The sequence below is a fragment of the Mesorhizobium sp. P2_F7 genome, from assembly GCF_056403695.1.
The window spans coordinates 210,701-228,694 of record NZ_JBFUFA010000007.1 but is presented as its reverse complement, the minus strand read 5'-3'; the positions used below and the strand labels follow the sequence as shown (position 1 = coordinate 228,694).

Sequence of the window (17,994 nt, the reverse complement as noted above, 5' to 3'; positions counted from 1 at the left end):
GCATTCGAGGGCCGGTTTGAGGGCCAACTCTGCCGGCAACGGCAAAGCTGGTTGTTCAAGCTGGCTCCAACCCCAACCAGACCGGCAGGGGACCGCCATGCTTTCTTTCGTAATCAGGCGCCTGGGCACCATGGCATTGACGATGCTGTGCCTGACGATGATCGTCTTCTTCCTGATCAATCTCGAGCCGAATTTGAAGAAGCTGGCGATCAGCCAGACAGAAATGCACACCTCCGCCGAGCAGCTCGAAAGCTGGCTGGTCAACCATGGCTACCGGCAGAACTTCTTCGCGCGCTACGGCCAGTGGCTGGGTGTCCTGCCCAAGCAGCCGGTGACCGATCCGGTGACGGGCAAGCCGACGCAGCGGTTTTCCTTCTGCAATGAACCGCTGGAACCGAAATTCTCCGGCATCCTGGAAGGCGATTTCGGCTGTTCGACCAAATTCAAGACCACCGTTGCGTCAAAGCTCTTTCCCGCACTCGGCGCCACCGGCATCCTGATGCTTTGCGTGCTGGCGGTGATGGTGCCGATTTCGCTGCTGATCGGCATTTTGGCCGGCATGCGCGAGGGCTCGCGAACGGATCGAACGCTGTCCGTCGCCTCGATCGCCTCGACGGCGACGCCCGAATATGTGTCGGGCGTCATCTTCACCGTCATCTTCGCCTCCTGGCTCGGCTGGCTGAACGGTTCGGCCGCCTCGGCCAGCCAAGGCATCACCTTCTACAATTTCACCCTGCCGGTGATGACGCTGGCGATCTACGGCATCGGCTATATCGCCCGCATGACGCGCGCCTCGATGGTCGAGGTGATGACGCAGCAATATATCCGCACCGCCCGCCTGAAAGGGCTCTCCTTCGGCAGCGTCGTGGTCAAGCATGCGCTGCGCAACGCGCTGATTGCGCCCTTCACCGTCATCATGCTGCAATTCCCCTGGCTGCTCACCGGCGTCGTCATCGTCGAGGTGATGTTCCGCTATCAGGGCTTTGGCTACACGCTGGTCGAGGCTGCCGGCAACAACGACATCGACCTTCTGCTCGGCTGCTCGCTGGTCTCGGTGTTCATCGTCTTGATCACGCAGCTTATCTCGGATGTCGGCTACGCGTTCCTCAATCCGCGTATCAGGGTTCAATAGGGGTCTGGGCAGATGCAGGTCGAATATATCGGCGCCTTCAACATCGTGCTCGGCGTGATTGCGCGCTTCTGGCCGGTCTGGCTGGGGCTTGCCCTGGTGATGGGGGCGAGCTTCACCTACAAGAAAAGGCTCGGCCTATACGGCCAGCTGTTCGACAGCGGCGTCGGCATTGTCGGCGTCGGCATCTGCCTGTTCTGGCTGTTCACCGCGATCTTCGCGGCGACCGTCGCGCCCTTCGATCCGCTTTCCCAGGTGCCGATCATGAAGGACGCGCTGCCGGGCGGGATCGAGCCGGTATCCAAGCTCATCTACTATTTCGGCGGCGACAAGCTCGCCCGCGATGTCTTCTCGCGCATGGTCTATGGCAGCCAGATCGTGCTGATCATCGCACCGGCGGCGACGGGGTTCGCGCTGATGGTGGGCATCACGCTCGGCCTGCCCGCCGGCTATTATGGCGGCAGGATCGACACCGTGCTGTCGTTCCTGGCCAATCTGGTGCTGGCCTTCCCGGTGATCCTGCTGTTCTACCTGCTGGTGACGCCGGGCATCATGGACACGCCCATCCCCTACGCCATGGCCGGGCTGTTCTTCCTGTTCCCGATCATCTTCTTTTCCGTGCTGTTCTGGACCCGCTACAAGAACCGCCCGGATCGGCTCTACATATTGCTCGGGCTGACGCTGGTCATCGGCGGCTGGGTCTATGCCGGCCTGGTCTTCGATGCCGATCCGTTCAAGGTCATCCACATCGATCCCAACCAGCTCAACATCTTCGTGGCGGTGGTGTTCGCCTCCAGCCCCGGCGTGTTCCGCATCGTGCGCGGCCTGGTGATGGACATCAAGACGCGCGACTATGTGGCGGCGGCGCAGACGCGCGGTGAATCGCCCTGGTACATCATGCTGTGGGAAATCCTGCCCAATGCGCGCGGACCGCTGATCGTCGATGCCTGCCTGCGCATCGGCTACACCACGATCCTGCTCGGCACGCTCGGCTATTTCGGTCTCGGCCTGGCGCCGGAGAGCCCGGACTGGGGCACTGCGATCAAGGACGCCAGCCGCCTGCTGCGCTCCTTCATCCACCCGGCGCTGCCGCCGACGATCGCGCTAATGTCGTTCGTGTTGGGGCTGAATCTGCTCGCCGACTCGCTGCGCGAACAATCGATGAAAGACTGATCTGCGGGTTTTGGCCCGACGCATGAAAATAGGATTGGAGCGACCCATGAATGAGGCAGTTCGAAATCCCGGCGAACCGATCATCGAGATCGAGAACCTGTCGATCTCCTTCTTCACCCGCAAGGGCGAGATCCCTGCCGTCATGGATTTTTCCTGTACGGTGATGCCGGGCGAGGCGATGGGCATTGTCGGCGAATCCGGCTGCGGCAAGTCGACCGTGTCGCTCGGCATCATGCGCGACCTCTCCAACATCGGAAAGATCGTCGGCGGCAGGATCAAGTTCCAGGGCAAGGACATGGGCGAGCTGTCCGACGAGGAGCTGCGCGCCATCCGCGGCAACAAGATCGCCATGATCTACCAGGAGCCGATGGCCAGCCTCAATCCGGCGATGAAGGTCGGTCAGCAATTGATGGAAGTGCCGCTGATCCACGACAAGGTGTCGAAGGAAGAGGCCTACACGCGCGCGCTCGACATGGTGCGGGCGGTGAAGCTGCCCGATCCCGAGCGCATGATGCGCTCCTATCCGCACCAGCTCTCCGGTGGCCAGCAGCAGCGCATCGTCATCGCCATGGCGCTCTTGTCAAAGCCGGCGCTGCTTTTGCTCGACGAGCCGACGACGGCGCTCGACGTGACGGTGGAAGCGGGCATCGTCGAACTGGTCAAGGGGCTGGGCGAAAAGTTCGGCACGTCGATGATCTTCGTGTCGCACAATCTCGGCCTCATCCTCGAGACTTGCGACCGCATCACGGTGATGTATTCGGGCGAGGCGGTCGAGACCGGCAAGATCAAGGACGTGTTCGACCGGATGCGTCATCCCTATACGCAAGGGCTGTTCCGTTCTATCCCGCTGCCGGGCGCCGACAAGAACTCGCGGCCGCTGATTTCCATTCCCGGGCAATTGCCGCTGCCGCATGAGCGGCCCAAGGGCTGCAATTTCGGCCCGCGCTGCCACCATTTCGTCGAGGGCGTCTGCAACGCCGCCGAAATCCCGATGATCGAGGTCGCCGGTCACGAAGGCCATTTCTCGCGTTGCGTGCGCTTCAATGAGATCGACTGGGAAGCGTTGCCGCCCGGCGCCAAGAAGGTCAATGAAAAGGTCGTGCCCGGCGATCCGGTGCTCAAGATCGAAGACCTCAGGAAATACTACAAGGTCGGCGGCAGCGAAGTGTTCGGCTCGAGCGAAGGCCGCGTCGTCAAGGCCAATGAGACGATCTCGTTCATGGCGCGCGAATCCGAGACCGTCGCCATTGTCGGCGAGTCCGGCTGCGGAAAGTCGACGCTAGCCAAGGTGCTGCTCGGCCTGGAGACGGCAAGTTCCGGCACCGTGACGCTCGGCAACAAGCAGATCCAGTCGACCGGCATCGAGAAGCGCAGCGTCGATACGGTGTCGTCGATCCAGATGGTGTTCCAGAACCCGTTCGACACGCTCAATCCCAGCCACTCCGTGGGCTCGCAGATCATCCGTACGCTGGAAAAATTCAATGTCGGCAAGACGGTCGCCGACCGGCGCAAGCGCATGCTGGAACTGCTCGACCTGGTGAAGCTGCCGCGCGCCTTCGAGACGCGCAAGCCGCGCCAGCTCTCGGGCGGCCAGAAGCAGCGGATCGGTGTGGCGCGCGCCTTTGCTGGCGATGCCAAGGTGGTGGTGGCCGATGAGCCGGTCTCGGCCCTCGACGTCTCGGTGCAGGCGGCGGTGACCGAACTCTTGATGGACATCCAGCGCAAGAACAAGACGACGATGCTGTTCATCAGCCACGATCTGTCAGTCGTGCGCTACATCGCCGACCGCGTGGTCGTCATGTATCTCGGCTATATCGTCGAGCAAGGCACGACCGACCAGATTTTTGCGCCGCCCTATCACCCTTATACCGAGGCATTGCTCTCTGCGATCCCGATCGCAGACACCAGCGTGGTCAAGAAGCACATCGTGCTGGAAGGCGACATCCCGTCGGCGATGAACCCGCCATCAGGCTGCCCGTTCCAGACGCGCTGCGGCTACAAGAAGCTGGTGCCGGACAATCTGTGCGAAACCAAGGTGCCGCCGGTCAAGCATCTCGGCGACGGCCATATGAGCCTTTGCTGGCTATCGGACGATGTGCTGGCGACGATGGAGCCGGTAATCAAGTTCGACAAGGAGCACGCGGCGCATGAAGGCGTGCCGGAAGACGCACCCCATATCACTGGGCCAGGTTCGACAGGAACAGCGCCCAAACGGCCGCGTGGCAAATCGTCGACAGCGGCAGCGGACGAGATTGGCGATGCCGTGGAGCAGGGCCAGGCTGGGATGCGAGTCCGTCGCCTCAAAGTAGTCGACGAGACTTCCGAAACCGGTGTCAAGAAGCCGAAAGATACGACAAGGCGGCACTAAACCGGAAGGGTGCTGGTTTTCGAATTGCCGTAGCTGCGCGTTCAGTTGCTGCATTGCTGCAGCTGAACGGCATAGTCGCGGGCCATCTTTTCGGTCGCCCGCGCATAACCCTGCACGCCCGCATCGCCGCGGTTGCCGCGGCCATAGGCGGTCCAGCCGAGATAATAGGCGAGGTAGAGATTGTAAGTGTCGTTGCGGGCGACGCCGAAGGTGTCGGCGGTTTTTGAGTGATACCAGCCGACGAAATCGACGGCATCGGCAAACTTGGTCCGCCGCGCCCCCCAACTGCCGGTTTCGCTCTGGTATTGCGACCAGGTGCCGTCGAGCGCCTGCGAGAAACCGGTGGCCGAGGAGACGTGCGTCCACGGAATGAAGCCGAGCAATTTGGTGCGCGGCGGCCGGGCGTTGGCCTTGAAGCCGGACTCCTTGCGCACCGTCGCCATCAGCACGGGGACGGGGATGCTGTATTTCTGCGAGGCGCGTTCGGCCGCCGCCTGCCAGTTGTCGAACCAGCCGTCATTCTGGTCGAAGACAGCGCAGACATTGTTGATGTGGTTGGGCGGCGTCGCGCAGGCCGACAACGCCAGCAGCACACCAACCGCTACAATTTTACTAAAACTCGACCTACGCATGGGAAGACGAATAGGCCGAAATCATAAAGGGAATCTTGCGGCGTTTCTTAACGGGTTGCCGGCCCGGCTCCGCCGGCGAGAGCCGGTGTGATTATTTCGACCTTTTGCGTCGCCTTTGTCTTCGTCGGAATTCAAAAATGCCGCCTTGGCTAAAATCACGCCTGCGAAGGGCGGATTTCTGACAGCCGTATCCGGATGCTGGCGTTCTGATGCCGGCATGAATGAACCAAGACGCAAGCGCGGCGCCGAGCGCACCAGCAACAGGGGGCCGTCGGCCATCCCGCAACTCCCGCTCAGGCGGGTGACCAATCCCTATCCGCCGATGGCCATGCTGTCGGCCGACCAGATCGAGGCGATCCATCAGGCCTCTATGCACATTCTGGAAAATTTCGGCATCGAGGTGATGAGCCCCCGGGCGCTGTCGCTGTTCGAGAAGGCGGGTGCCACGGTCGATCATGCGACGGCGAATGTCCGCATTGACAGGGGCCTTGTCGCCGAGGCGCTGAAGACCACGCAGTCCAGCTATCGGCTGACGCCGCGCAATCCGGCCAACGCCATCCATCTCGGTGGCAACACGATCAATTTCACGCTCGTCGCTGGGCCACCCAATGTGCACGACATGGAGCGCGGCCGCCGCGCCGGCAATTTGCGCGACTATGCCGATCTCACCCGGCTGGCGCAGCATTTCAACTGCATCCACATGCTCGGCAACCAGGTCTGCGCGCCGGTGGAGCTGCCGGCCAATTCCCGGCATATGGACACCTATTTCACCAATCTGACGCTGACCGACAAATCCTTCCATGTCTCGGCGATCGGCCGGGGCCGAGCGCTGGACGGCATCGAGATGATGGCGATCGCGCGCGGGCTGACGCTGGACCAGATGCGCGACGACCCCGGCATCGCCACCATCATCTCGGTCAACTCGCCGCGCCGCTTCGACGAGATGATGGCCGAAGGGCTGATGACCATGGCCGAGTTCGGCCAGTCGGTGGCGGTGACGCCGTTCACACTGATGGGCGCGATGAGCCCGGTGACGCTTGCCGGCGCGCTGGCGCAGCAGAATGCCGAGGCGCTGTTCGGCGTGGTGCTGACGCAGCTGGTTCGCCCCGGCGCGCCGGTGATGTACGGCGCCTTCACCTCCAATGTCGACATGAAGTCGGGCGCGCCTGCCTTCGGCACGCCGGAAAACACCAAGGCCAACATTGCCTCGGGGCAATTGGCGCGGCGCTATTCTTTGCCCTACCGCACGACACCGGGATCGGCCTCCAACGCCGCCGACGCGCAGGGCGCCTATGAGACGCTGATGGCGCTGTGGGGCGCTGTGCTCGGCCACGGCAATCTCGTCTACCACGCCGCCGGCTGGCAGGAGGGCGGGCTGACGGCATCATTCGAAAAGCTCATCATCGATGTCGAGATGATCCAGCACATGATGGAGTTTTTGCGCCCGATCATCGTCGACGAGGCGGAGCTGGCGGTGGAGGCGCTGGGCGCGGTGCCGACCGGCGGCCACTTCTTTGGCGAACCGCACACGCTGGAGCGCTATGCCACCGCCTTCTACCAGCCGATGCTGTCCAACTGGCAGAATTACGAGGCATGGCAGGAGGCGGGCGGCCTCGATACGACGGCGCGCGCGACGCGGTTGTGGAAGAAGGCGCTGGAGGACTATGTCGAGCCGACGATGGATCCTGCCGTGCGCGAGGCGCTGGAGGCGTATGTGACCAGGCGCAAGCAAGCGATCGGGCAGGGCGAACCGTGAATTCTTTGGCGTCGGCGCGTGGCACCCCCTCTGTCCTGCCGGACATCTCCCCCTCAAGGGGGGAGATTGGCTGGCACATCTTCCTTCGCCAATCACCAACGCTGACAAGCGGGCGGCAACGCAGCCGCTGCTGGTCTCCCCCCTCGAGGGGGAGATGGCCGGCAGGCCAGAGGGGGATGCCTGGCGCTGCCTTTCTGATTCACATTATCTCCCCAACTCATTGATATCAGAGAAAAATCCATGAAATCGCATGCAAAGGTGGTGGTGATTGGCGGTGGCGTCGTCGGCTGCTCGGTGCTGTTCCATCTGGCCCGTCATGGCTGGACCGATGTCGTGCTTCTGGAGCGCGACGAGCTGACTTCCGGGTCGACCTGGCATGCTGCCGGCGGCATGCACACCATCAATGGCGACCCCAACGTCGCCAAGCTGCAGAAATACACGATCTCGCTCTACAAGGAGATCGAGGAGTTGTCGGGCCAGGCGACCGGGGTGCACCTGACCGGCGGCGTGCTTCTGGCGGCGACCGAAGCGCGGCTCGACTGGCTGCGCGGCGTCGTTGCCAAGGGGCGATATCTCGGCATCGACCTCGAGGAAATCTCGGCCAACGAAGCTGCCGAACTGATGCCGCTGCTCGACCCCAAACAATTCGTCGGTGCTGTCCGCAACAAGGAGGACGGCCATCTCGATCCCTCCGGTGTGACGCACGCCTATGCCAAGGCCGCGCGCAAGCTTGGCGCCGAGGTCGAACGCTTCACCAAGGTGGAGGACATCGTGCGCCGGCCCGACGGGATGTGGCGGGTCATCACCAACAAGGGCGAGGTGGTGGCCGAGCATGTCGTCAATGCCGGCGGCCTGTGGGCGCGCGAGGTCGGCCGCATGGTCGGGCTGGAACTGCCGGTGCTGGCCATGGAGCACATGTACCTGATCACCGAGGATATGCCGGAGGTCGCGGTGTGGAACGCGAAGACAGGCACGGAGATCATCCATGCTGTCGATTTCGACGGCGAGTTGTACCTGCGCCAGGAGCGCGGCGGCATGTTGATGGGCACGTATGAGAAGGCCAACAAGGTCTGGTCTGAATTCTCAACACCGTGGAATTTCGGCCACGAATTGCTGGAGCCCGACATCGACCGCATCGCGCCATCGCTCGAGGTCGGCTTCCGCCATTTCCCAGCCTTTGAGAGGACCGGCATCAAGCAGATCATCAACGGCCCCTTCACCTTCGCGCCGGACGGCAACCCGCTGGTCGGGCCGGTGCGTGGGCTGCCGGGCTTCTGGGTTGCCTGCGGCGTGATGGCCGGATTCAGCCAGGGCGGCGGCGTCGGTCTGGCGCTGTCCAACTGGATGATTGAAGGCGATCCCGGCGCCGATATCTGGGCCATGGATGTCGCGCGCTACGGCGACTGGGCGACGATGGCCTACACCAACGCCAAGGTGCGCGAGAATTATTCGCGCCGCTTCTCGATCCGCTTCCCCAATGAGGAACTGCCCGCCGGACGGCAACTGAAGACGACGCCAATCTACGATTTGTTGGCGGCCAAGGGCGCGCAGTGGGGCGTGTCCTATGGGCTGGAGGTGCCGCTCTGGTATGCGCCGGAGGGCGTCAAGGACGAGTTTTCGTGGCGGCGGTCCAGTGACTTCATCCATGTCGCGAAAGAGGTCGCGACCGTCCGCGAAGGCGTCGGCCTGGCGGAGATTTCGAACTTCGCCAAATACAAGGTGACGGGCGAGGAGGCTGCCGCTTGGCTCGACCGGATTTTTGCCTGCAAGCTGCCGAAGCCCGGCCGCATGACGCTGGCGCCGATGCTGAAGGTCGACGGCAAATTGATCGGCGACTTTACGCTGGCCAACATTGGTGACGGCGCGTGGTTCATCGCCGGCTCCGGCATTGCCGAGCAGTATCATATGCGCTGGTTCGAGGCGCATTTGCCTGGGGATGGCACGGTGCGCATCGAGGCGCTGGGGCAGAAGCTCTGCGGTCTCGCTATCGCCGGACCGAAGGCGCGGGACGTTCTGGCGAAGGTCAGCCGAGCCGATGTCTCCAATGCGGCGTTTCCGTTCATGGCAGTCGCCAAGATAGACATCGGCATGGCGCCGTGCCTGGTCGGCCGCGTCAGCTACACCGGCGATCTCGGCTACGAAATCTGGGTGGCGCCGGAATACCAGCGCGCCGCCTTCCAGGCGCTGATGGCGGCGGGCGCGGAGTTCGGCATTGGCCTGTTCGGCTCGCGCGCGCTCAATGCGCTGCGGCTGGAGAAAAATTACGGCTCATGGGCGCGTGAATACCGGCCGATCTACGGGCCGCTGGAAGCCGGGCTCGACCGTTTCGTCGCCTATGGCAAGGAGGCCGATTTTATCGGCAAGGCCGGCGCTCTGGCCGAGCGCAAGCAGGGCGGTAAGCTCAGGCTGCGCACCTTCATCCTCGATGCGGTCGACGCCGATGTCATCGGCGACGAGCCGATCTGGTTCGGCGGCGCGGTGCGCGGCTGGGTGACGTCAGGCGGCTATGCGCACCATCCGAAAAAATCCGTCGCCCTCGGTTATGTGCCAAAGGAGATCGCCGACGAGAGCGACGGCTTCGAGATCGAACTGTTGGGCAAACGCCATGCCGCACGCATGCAGGCGGTGCCGCTGTTCGATGCCAATTTCGAGCGCATGCGGGGGTGAGGGTTCACCCCCTGTCTCGCCTTAAGCGGGTCAGCCGTTGCGGCGGTTGTCGAGCGCGAAGGCGCCCGCGCCGGCAAACACCAGATAGAGGAAGATGAAGCAGAAGGAGATGGCAGCGTCGCCATTGTTGTTGATCGGGAAGAAGTCGCGCGGGTAATGCGCCATGAAATAGGCGATGGCCATCTCGCCGGCCAGCAGGAAGGCGACGGGGCGCGTGAGCAGGCCGAGCGCCAGCAGGATGCCGCCGGCGAATTCGAGAATGCCTGCCGTCAGCGTCAGACCGGTGAGGGCGTGCGGCTCACCGCTGCTCACCGGGAAATTGAACAGTTTCTGCGAGCCATGCTCGATGAACTGCAGCGCCGTCATGATGCGCAGAACGCCAAGGGCCTGCGGTTGAAATCTGGCGAGACCGTCAAAAAGCTTCATCTAAAACTCCATTTTTCCAACCCTTCCGTCCGGCCATAGATTATCGCCCGACAGTGGACCATTCACTTCCCGTGGCCTGCCATCAACAATCGGTGATTGCAAATTGTTCCCGAGCCGGACCCTGATATTATTCTCTCTAGGGTTGCATTTGTATCGCTATGGTTGTATTGATGCGTAGACACTCCAAACCATGTGGATTCCCATGAAAAAAGTCGCGATCAGCCTGTTCGTCTTCCTTGCCGGCACCAGCGTCACCATGGCCGCCGACGCCGGCTGCGATGCCTTCAAATGGCCGGTGACGCGCGAGCAGGCGCTGTTTCCGGCAGCGCCAGCCGGACAGTCCGGCGGTGCCGTGGCAGTCGGGCAAGCGGTGGATTTCACGCTCGCTGCGGTCGACACGATCAGCTTTGCCGTGCCGCCGGAACGGGCGCCGGCAGCCGGCACCTTCGGCGCGACGGCAAGCGTGGCCGTGCCACCGGAAGGAGAGCTCCAGATCAGTCTGTCGGATGAAGCCTGGATCGATGTCATTCAGGATGGCCAGGCGGTGAAATCAGCGGGTTTCAGCGGCGTGAAGACCTGCCCCGGCATCCGCAAGAGCGTGCGCTTCAAACTGACGCCTGGCGCGGCCACGATCCAGCTCAGCGGCGCCAAGAAAGAGGATCTAAAGGTCGCGGTTTTGGCGCCGGAATAGCTCGCACCTGATGTTACTCATCGCACCGGCGGCGCGATGAGAACTGTCCAGTGTTGATGGGTCGGCCGGATCAGCGCCCTGGCGCGATGAGCGCGAAATAGGCGCCTTGCGGATCGGTGAACTGGGCGATCCATTGGCCGGTCGGCACCGGCATCGGACCCATGACGATCTTGCCGCCATTGTCGGTGACGCGTTTGGCGGCGGCGTCGATGGCATCGACATTGAAGTAGAACAGCCACACCGGCACCGGCAGCTGTTGCGGCTTGTTCATGATGCCGCCGCCGGATTCAGGGCCGGCCCCGAAGGTCTGGTAAATGCCCATCTCGCCAATGTCCATGCTACCGGCATCGGTCCAGCCGAATTGGCTTGAATAGAAATCGAAAGCCTTCTGCCGGTCGGCTGCATAGAGCTCGTGCCAGCCGACATGGCCGGGCGTGGTGGCGGGAAGGACGGGCTGGTCGGGGCCATTGGGCTGCAGGAACATGAAGGTGGCGCCCTGCGGATCGGCAACCACGGAAAAGCGGCCGACGCCGGGGATGTCGTCGGGTTCGCGGTGGACGGTCCCGCCGGCGGCCTTCAGCGCCTTGGTCGAGGCGTCCGTATCCCTGGTGTGGATATAGCCGAGCCAGGCCGGCTTCATGCCCATTTTGGCGGCGTCCTCGGGCATGGTCATCAGCCCGCCGACGCCACGCTCGGCGGAGTTCACCACGATGTAGCGCGGCATGCCGGGCGCCTTGTCGAAGGGCTCGGGCCGCCAGCCGACCACGGTGGTGTAGAACGCTTCCGCCGCATCGAGGTCGTTGGTCATCAGCTCGTACCAGAAGAAAGGCATTGGGGTTTTCGGCATTTTTCGGTCTCCTCACCTTCATGCATCGATCGTCGTCCGATCCATCAAAGGACGATTTCAGCGACGCGAATCCGACAGCGCGCATGAGAAAATTCAACGGCTGGGTGAACACATCGTTCCGCACTTCGTCGCGCCCGGCGACTTGCACGCGCGGCGGTTTTCGACTTTCCTTGGGCGAACGGGGGTAGTCGTTTCATGCGCCGGATGTCGCTCACGCCTGAGCTTGTGTCACTGTGCCATCGCGAAGAAGTCGATCCTGGGCCTGACGGCAGCTGGACGCAGCTGAACGACGAGGACTTCCGGTCCCTTGCCGCACAGCTGTCCGACGAAGCGGATGCGGGGCCGTTGTGGGTGTTCGCCTATGGCTCGCTGATCTGGAAGCCGGCCTTCGAATCCGTCGAGCAACTGCGCGCCACGGCTTTCGGCTGGCATCGCTCGTTCTGTCTCGACATGGTGCGCTGGCGCGGCACCGCGGCACAGCCGGGGCTGATGATGGCGCTCGAACGCGGCGGCCGATGCGACGGCGTCATCTACCGGCTTCCCGACGGCGACAAGCCACAACAGATCGAGAGACTGTTGCGGCGCGAGATCGACGACCATGAAAGTTTCAGCTCGGTCCGTTGGGTTCCGGTGCGCACGGCGCAAGGGGTGGTGCGGGCGCTCGGCTTCTGGGTCGGGGTGACGGGCAGGGGGACGTCGCTCGGGCAGCCGCTCGATCGGGTGGCGCAGGTGCTGGCCCGGGCCTGCGGGCATGTCGGATCGGGTGCGGAATATCTCTACAACACCGTCGGCCACCTCGAGGAATTCGGAATCCGTGACCGCAATCTGTGGCGGCTGCAGCAACTGGTCGCGGATGAGATCAGGTCGATCCATGGCCGTCCCTCTGATGCCAGCTTCCAGATGGCACCCCAGTAGCGGGCTGCCGCCAATCTGAGGCCTGAGTTGCGCTCAGCGGTGCTCAGATCCAAGAAGCTGTGGCTTCACTAGCAATCACCTCAACCGTGCATTCGAGACTGAGCAATAGAAAATGCGAGCGGTCGTTTGCGGGGCCGAGTATCGATCGCAACCAGTGCGAGTTCTCCACTTGGAGGATGGGCCACCTGTAGGAGGCCTGGCTGCCAGATCCAATCAATGGGATCGACGTGCCAGCGCGGATTTTAGTCAGCCCCAGCATGTCATCATGAGCTGCGAGGGCTAGTACTCCTTGAAAGTCTATCTTGAGGGTTCTGTTGGAGGGGCCCACGAAAAAGTCGCCTTCAACGGTCAGTTCAAAGGAATTGTCGGATCGCAGACGCCAAACCTGACAGGCAGCCTGAGGTAAATCCTCCACAGGCTCCCAGCGCTGCACCGTCTCCTGATCGTCGGTCATCGCCATCTCCATTCGAGTGAAAGCCGCGGGTTGTGCTCAAGCGCCTATCATCCCGCGCGGGCTTCGACCAGCTTGTCGCGACTTGGGGCTATGTCGAGCGGGTCTTCTTTGAGGCGCAACGGATTGACCATAACATGAGTAAAAAAATCATATTATTATCGAGCCTTTTCAGCGGCTTGCGGCGAAAATTGACCAATTGATAAAAAAATAAAACGTGCTAGCCTTCCCCAAAACGAAAACATGGGGAACTGACGATGCCAGAAGGCCAGTTCAAGGACGGAATCGCCGGCGGACGGCTTGCCGCCGACCAGTACGCCGAGAATTTTTCCGACCTGCATCCGCCGCTCGATCATCATGAGGCGCTGGTCGAATCCGACCGCTGCTATTTCTGCTACGACGCGCCGTGCATGAACGCGTGTCCGACCTCGATCGACATTCCGCTGTTCATCCGCCAGATCTCGACCGGCAACCCGATCGGTTCGGCCAAGACGATTTTCGACCAGAACATTCTGGGCGGCATGTGCGCCCGCGTCTGCCCGACCGAGACGCTGTGCGAAGAGGTCTGCGTGCGCGAAGTGGCGGAAGGCAAGCCGGTGCAGATCGGCCGCCTGCAGCGCTATGCCACCGACGTCGCCATGGCCGAGCAAAAACAGTTTTATCCGCGCGCTGAAACAACCGGCAAGTCGGTCGCCGTGGTCGGCGCCGGGCCGGCCGGCCTTGCGGCTGCGCACCGGCTCGCCCGCCATGGCCATGAGGTGACCATTCTGGAAGCCCGCCCGAAAGCCGGCGGTCTCAACGAGTATGGCATCGCCGCCTACAAGAGCATCGACAATTTCGCCCAGGCCGAGGTCGCCTATGTCACGGCGATCGGCGGCATCGACATCCAGAACGGCAAGGCGCTCGGCCGCGACTATCAGCTGTCGGACCTGATGAGGAATTACGATGCCGTCTTCCTCGGCATGGGGCTTGGCGGCGTCAATGCGCTGCGCGCCGATGGCGAAGATGCCGACGGCGTCACCAATGCGGTAGAGTTTATCGCGGAACTGCGCCAGGCCAGCGATCTCGCCAGCCTGCCGGTCGGCCGGCGCGTCGTCGTCATCGGCGGCGGCATGACAGCGATCGACGCGGCCGTGCAATCAAAACTGCTCGGCGCCGAGGAGGTGACGATCTGCTACCGGCGCGGCCAGGAGCATATGAACGCCTCCGAGTTCGAGCAGGATCTGGCCGCCGCCAACGGCGTCACCATCCGCCACTGGCTGCAGCCGAAGCGGGTGCTTGCGGAAAATGGCAAAGTGTCGGGCATCGAGCTCGAATACACCGCCATGAACGGCGACAAGCTTGCCGGCACCGGCGAGCGGCTGACGCTCACCGCCGACCAGGTGTTCAAGGCGATCGGCCAGAGTTTTGTGCCGGCCGCACTCAACGGCAGCGGTGCATCGATCGAACTCGAAGCCGGCCGCATCAAGGTCGATGCCGAAGGGCGCACCTCGCTTGCCAATGTCTGGGCCGGCGGCGACTGTATCTTTGGCGGCGACGACCTGACCGTCTCGGCCGTGGCGCAAGGGCGCGACGCGGCAGAGAGCATCAACAGGAGTCTGACGCAGGGATAGAGATCATGGCCTCGGTGGAATCGGGCATCGCCCGTCACTACGACGTATCGGGTCTTGAGCAGCACATTCTTGCCGTGCTTGCCGATACCGGCGTGGACATTGCCCATCTGCGCGCCGGCGATCTCGAAGCGGTCGACGAATTCCACATTGGCGGTATCGCCGCCACCAGGGAACTCATCGGGCAGATGGGTTTGAAGCCGGGGGCCAGGCTGCTCGACATTGGCTCCGGCGTGGGTGGTCCAGCCCGCTTTGCCGCCAACAATGCCGGCGCCGACGTCACCGGCATCGATCTGACGCAAAGCTATGTCGACATCGCGACCAGCCTGTCGAAGCGGGTGGGAATGGCCGACAAAGTCCGGTTCGTGCAGGGCAGCGCGCTGGACATGCCGTTCAGCAACAAAAGCTTTGATACGGCCATGATCCTGCATGTCGGCATGAATCTTCCCGACAAGAAAAAGCTGATGAGCGAGGCGGCGCGTGTGCTCAAGCCGGGCGGCGTCTTTGCCGTCTACGATGTGATGCGGCTCAAGGCTGGCGCGCTGACCTATCCGCTGCCATGGGCATCCGACGAGAGCATGTCCTTCGTCGCCACACCCGACGACTATCGCTCGGCTGCTGCGGCTGCAGGATTCTCTGTAACCGCCGAGCGGCCCCGCGGCGCCTTCGCCATCGAATTCTTCGCCACCATACGGGCGCGCATGGCTGCGGCGCAGGCGGAAGGCAAAAAACCGCCGCCCGGCGTCAATCTTATCATGGGCGAGAACGCCCGCACCAAGATCGCCAATCTCACCGCCGCGCTTGAAGGCGGCATTCTCGCACCCGTCGAACTGCTTCTTCGTCTCGGTTGAAAGGACCTGTCATGGCAGACATCCGCAACAATTTCGTTGGCATCAAGTCACCCAATCCGTCCTGGCTGGCTTCGGCGCCGCCGACCCGCTTGATCAACCGGGCACTGCGATGATCGCGCCGATCCTCGCTGCCGTCATCGGCACCGCGGCAATGCCTGCGGCTTCTGCGGACTATTGGCTCTACGCGGAGTGGTGTGACGAGAAGGGCGAGGAGCGGATGTATGTCGAAGCGACCGGCGTCGGTTTCAACGAGCACACGATCTGCAAATGGACATCCGGGCCGCCAGCCGGCGATCAGGTTGCAACGAAGATCTCATGCGCGAACGTCTATCTTAACGGAGACGAGACGGTGCGCATGGACGAAGGAATGGTCGGACTGGACGCGCGCAAAGGCGATCCGGACAAGATCACGGTAACGGTCGAAGGCGAACCGTCGACGGTTTTTCTTCGATGTGAGGAATGATCGGGGTACGATAGGCAACGCTGGGTAAGCCCGCCGCGGCCAGAGGAGAAAGATCCATGGCAGACATCAGAAACAATTTCGTCGGCATCAAATCGCCCAATCCGTTCTGGCTGGCCTCTGCGCCGCCGACCGACAAGGCCTACAACGTCATCCGCGCCTTCAAGGCGGGCTGGGGCGGCGTGGTCTGGAAGACGCTGGGCGAAGAAGGCCCGCCGGTGGTCAACGTCAACGGCCCGCGCTACGGCGCGATCTGGGGTGCGGACCGGCGCCTGCTCGGCCTCAACAACATCGAGCTGATCACCGACCGTGACCTGCAGGTCAATCTGCGCGAGATCAAGCAGGTCAAGAAGGACTGGCCCGACCGCGCCATCGTCGTCTCGCTGATGGTGCCGTGCGTCGAGGAAAGCTGGAAGGCGATCCTGCCGGTGGTCGAGGAGACCGAAGCCGACGGCATCGAGCTGAATTTCGGCTGCCCGCACGGCATGTCGGAGCGCGGCATGGGTGCGGCTGTCGGCCAAGTGCCGGAATACATCGAAATGGTGGTGCGCTGGTGCAAGGCCAACACCCGCATGCCGGTCATCACCAAGCTGACGCCCAACATCACCGATGTGCGCAAGCCCGCGCGCGCAGCACTCTCCGGCGGCACCGACGCGGTCTCGCTGATCAACACCATCAACTCGATCACCGGCGTCAATCTCGACAGCTTTGCGCCAGAGCCGACCATCGACGGCAAGGGCTCGCATGGCGGCTATTGCGGCCCGGCGGTGAAGCCGATCGCCATGAACATGGTGGCCGAGATTGCGCGCGACCCCGAAACCCATGGCCTGCCGATCTCCGGCATTGGCGGCATCACCACTTGGCGCGACGCCGCCGAATTCATGGCGCTCGGCGCCGGCAATGTGCAGGTCTGCACGGCGGCGATGACCTACGGTTTCAAGATCGTGCAGGAAATGATCGCCGGTCTCGAAAACTGGATGGACGAGAAGGGTCACGTCTCGCTCGATGACATTATCGGCCGCGCCACGCCCAACGTCACCGACTGGCAGTATCTCAACCTCAACTACATCGCCAAGGCGCATATCGACCAGGACGCCTGCATCAAATGCGGCCGCTGCCACATCGCGTGCGAGGACACTTCGCACCAGGCGATCACCAACATGGTCGACGGCAAGAGGCATTTTGAGGTGATCGAAGCCGAATGCGTCGGCTGCAATCTGTGCGTCAATGTCTGCCCGGTGGAAAACTGCATCACCATGGAGCCGCTTGCCGCCGGCGTCATGGACCAGCGCACCGGCAAGCCGGTCTCGCCGATTTATGCCAACTGGACGACGCACCCGAACAACCCAATGGCCAAGGTGGCGGCGGAGTAGGGACGGACTACGGAAAAAAGCGGCGCCTTCGGGCGCCGTTTTCATTTTCCTATTGCAGATAAAACCTATCCACGATAAACTGTATCCATGAATTGGAGAGAAGCACCATGAAGTTGGGCGAGGGCGTTGAAGCGGCTATCCATTGCGCGGCCACGCTGGCCAGCGTCGAGGGCAACAGCACCATGCCGGGCGCTGCTTTGGCGGAGTCCTTTGGGCTGTCGCCGAGTTATCTGCTGAAGCATCTCAACATGCTGACCGCAGAGCGCATTCTGGAATCGGTGCCGGGGCCGGCCGGCGGCTACCGGCTGGCGCGGCCGGCCGTGCGCATCACGCTGCTCGACATCGTGCTGGCCATCGAGGGGCGTGAGCCCGCTTTTCGTTGCAGTGAGATCCGCCGCAACGGGCCGGTCAAGCTCGACGCGTCCGCCTATGTGAAACTGTGCGGCATCAACGCCGCGATGCTGAAGGCGGAACGCGCCTATCGGGCCGCTCTCGCGGAAACCCGGTTGTCCGACATCGTGGCTGACTACCAAGCAGAAGGCGATCCGAGATCGATCGCCGCCAGTTGTGCCTTTGTGGCGCGCCATCAGCGGCCGCAGAAACCCACTTCGACCAAACAAAGCTAACCTGCCAGACAGAAAGGAA

At 62.7% G+C, this 17,994-nt stretch carries 16 protein-coding genes; 12 read left to right on the top strand and 4 right to left on the bottom strand.

All coding sequences use genetic code 11. The features are described from left to right. The first annotated feature begins 97 nt into the window (after positions 1–97). The 3 genes from AC1DZ8_RS23000 to AC1DZ8_RS22990 are packed head-to-tail and all read left to right on the top strand — an operon-like array spanning position 98 to position 4,670. Positions 98–1,132, top strand: coding sequence for an ABC transporter permease (locus AC1DZ8_RS23000; protein WP_477301064.1), 1,035 nt, complete (start codon positions 98–100; stop codon positions 1,130–1,132). Positions 1,133–1,144: 12 nt separating this feature from the next. Then, positions 1,145–2,302 (top strand): ABC transporter permease, encoded by a 1,158-nt coding sequence (locus AC1DZ8_RS22995; protein WP_477301066.1) that lies wholly within the window; start codon positions 1,145–1,147, stop codon positions 2,300–2,302. A gap of 46 nt (positions 2,303–2,348) precedes the next feature. Continuing rightward, on the top strand, positions 2,349–4,670 hold the full coding sequence (locus AC1DZ8_RS22990) for a dipeptide ABC transporter ATP-binding protein (protein WP_477301068.1): 2,322 nt from the start codon (positions 2,349–2,351) through the stop codon (positions 4,668–4,670). Positions 4,671–4,711: 41 nt separating this feature from the next. On the opposite strand, the gene AC1DZ8_RS22985 is transcribed toward AC1DZ8_RS22990, so the two are convergent. Next, the gene (locus AC1DZ8_RS22985) at positions 4,712–5,302 is read right to left on the bottom strand and encodes a transglycosylase SLT domain-containing protein (protein ID WP_477301070.1); all 591 of its coding nucleotides are present in this window, start codon (positions 5,300–5,302) and stop codon (positions 4,712–4,714) included. Positions 5,303–5,519: 217 nt separating this feature from the next. Here AC1DZ8_RS22985 and AC1DZ8_RS22980 point away from each other — a divergent pair, with 217 nt between their 5' ends. Both AC1DZ8_RS22980 and AC1DZ8_RS22975 read left to right on the top strand, forming a co-directional pair. After that, entirely contained in the window at positions 5,520–7,058 is a 1,539-nt protein-coding gene (locus tag AC1DZ8_RS22980) for a trimethylamine methyltransferase family protein (RefSeq protein WP_477301072.1), read from the top strand. Between the two features lie 240 nt (positions 7,059–7,298). Then, complete coding sequence (locus AC1DZ8_RS22975; RefSeq protein ID WP_477301074.1) at positions 7,299–9,725, top strand: GcvT family protein; 2,427 nt, start codon at positions 7,299–7,301, stop codon at positions 9,723–9,725. 30 nt (positions 9,726–9,755) lie between these two features. Here AC1DZ8_RS22975 and AC1DZ8_RS22970 read toward each other — a convergent pair whose 3' ends face one another. Continuing rightward, entirely contained in the window at positions 9,756–10,151 is a 396-nt protein-coding gene (locus tag AC1DZ8_RS22970) for a DoxX family protein (protein WP_477301076.1), read from the bottom strand. 202 nt (positions 10,152–10,353) lie between these two features. On the opposite strand from AC1DZ8_RS22970, the gene AC1DZ8_RS22965 reads away from it, so the two are divergent. After that, on the top strand, positions 10,354–10,842 hold the full coding sequence (locus AC1DZ8_RS22965) for a hypothetical protein (protein ID WP_477301078.1): 489 nt from the start codon (positions 10,354–10,356) through the stop codon (positions 10,840–10,842). Between the two features lie 70 nt (positions 10,843–10,912). Here AC1DZ8_RS22965 and AC1DZ8_RS22960 read toward each other — a convergent pair whose 3' ends face one another. Further along, on the bottom strand, positions 10,913–11,689 hold the full coding sequence (locus tag AC1DZ8_RS22960; protein ID WP_477301080.1) for a VOC family protein: 777 nt from the start codon (positions 11,687–11,689) through the stop codon (positions 10,913–10,915). A 195-nt stretch (positions 11,690–11,884) separates the two neighbouring features. Between AC1DZ8_RS22960 and AC1DZ8_RS22955 the strand changes: the two genes are divergently transcribed. Beyond that, positions 11,885–12,604 carry a gamma-glutamylcyclotransferase gene (locus tag AC1DZ8_RS22955; RefSeq protein ID WP_477301082.1) on the top strand — a complete coding sequence of 240 codons (720 nt, stop codon included), beginning with the start codon at positions 11,885–11,887 and terminating at the stop codon, positions 12,602–12,604. 43 nt (positions 12,605–12,647) lie between these two features. On the opposite strand, the gene AC1DZ8_RS22950 is transcribed toward AC1DZ8_RS22955, so the two are convergent. Further along, positions 12,648–13,058, bottom strand: a complete 411-nt coding sequence (locus tag AC1DZ8_RS22950; RefSeq protein ID WP_477301084.1) for a hypothetical protein — start codon at positions 13,056–13,058, stop codon at positions 12,648–12,650. A 254-nt stretch (positions 13,059–13,312) separates the two neighbouring features. Between AC1DZ8_RS22950 and AC1DZ8_RS22945 the strand changes: the two genes are divergently transcribed. The 5 genes from AC1DZ8_RS22945 (at position 13,313) to AC1DZ8_RS22925 (ending at position 17,975) form a co-directional block, all read left to right on the top strand. Next, complete coding sequence (locus AC1DZ8_RS22945; RefSeq protein WP_477301086.1) at positions 13,313–14,668, top strand: NAD(P)-dependent oxidoreductase; 1,356 nt, start codon at positions 13,313–13,315, stop codon at positions 14,666–14,668. 5 nt (positions 14,669–14,673) lie between these two features. After that, the gene (locus AC1DZ8_RS22940) at positions 14,674–15,516 is read left to right on the top strand and encodes a class I SAM-dependent methyltransferase (RefSeq protein ID WP_477301088.1); all 843 of its coding nucleotides are present in this window, start codon (positions 14,674–14,676) and stop codon (positions 15,514–15,516) included. 109 nt (positions 15,517–15,625) lie between these two features. After that, positions 15,626–15,979, top strand: coding sequence for a hypothetical protein (locus AC1DZ8_RS22935; protein WP_477301090.1), 354 nt, complete (start codon positions 15,626–15,628; stop codon positions 15,977–15,979). A 56-nt stretch (positions 15,980–16,035) separates the two neighbouring features. After that, entirely contained in the window at positions 16,036–17,349 is a 1,314-nt protein-coding gene (gene preA, locus AC1DZ8_RS22930; protein WP_477301092.1) for an NAD-dependent dihydropyrimidine dehydrogenase subunit PreA, read from the top strand. Between the two features lie 107 nt (positions 17,350–17,456). Further along, the gene (locus tag AC1DZ8_RS22925; protein ID WP_477301094.1) at positions 17,457–17,975 is read left to right on the top strand and encodes an RrF2 family transcriptional regulator; all 519 of its coding nucleotides are present in this window, start codon (positions 17,457–17,459) and stop codon (positions 17,973–17,975) included. Positions 17,976–17,994: the final 19 nt, after the last annotated feature.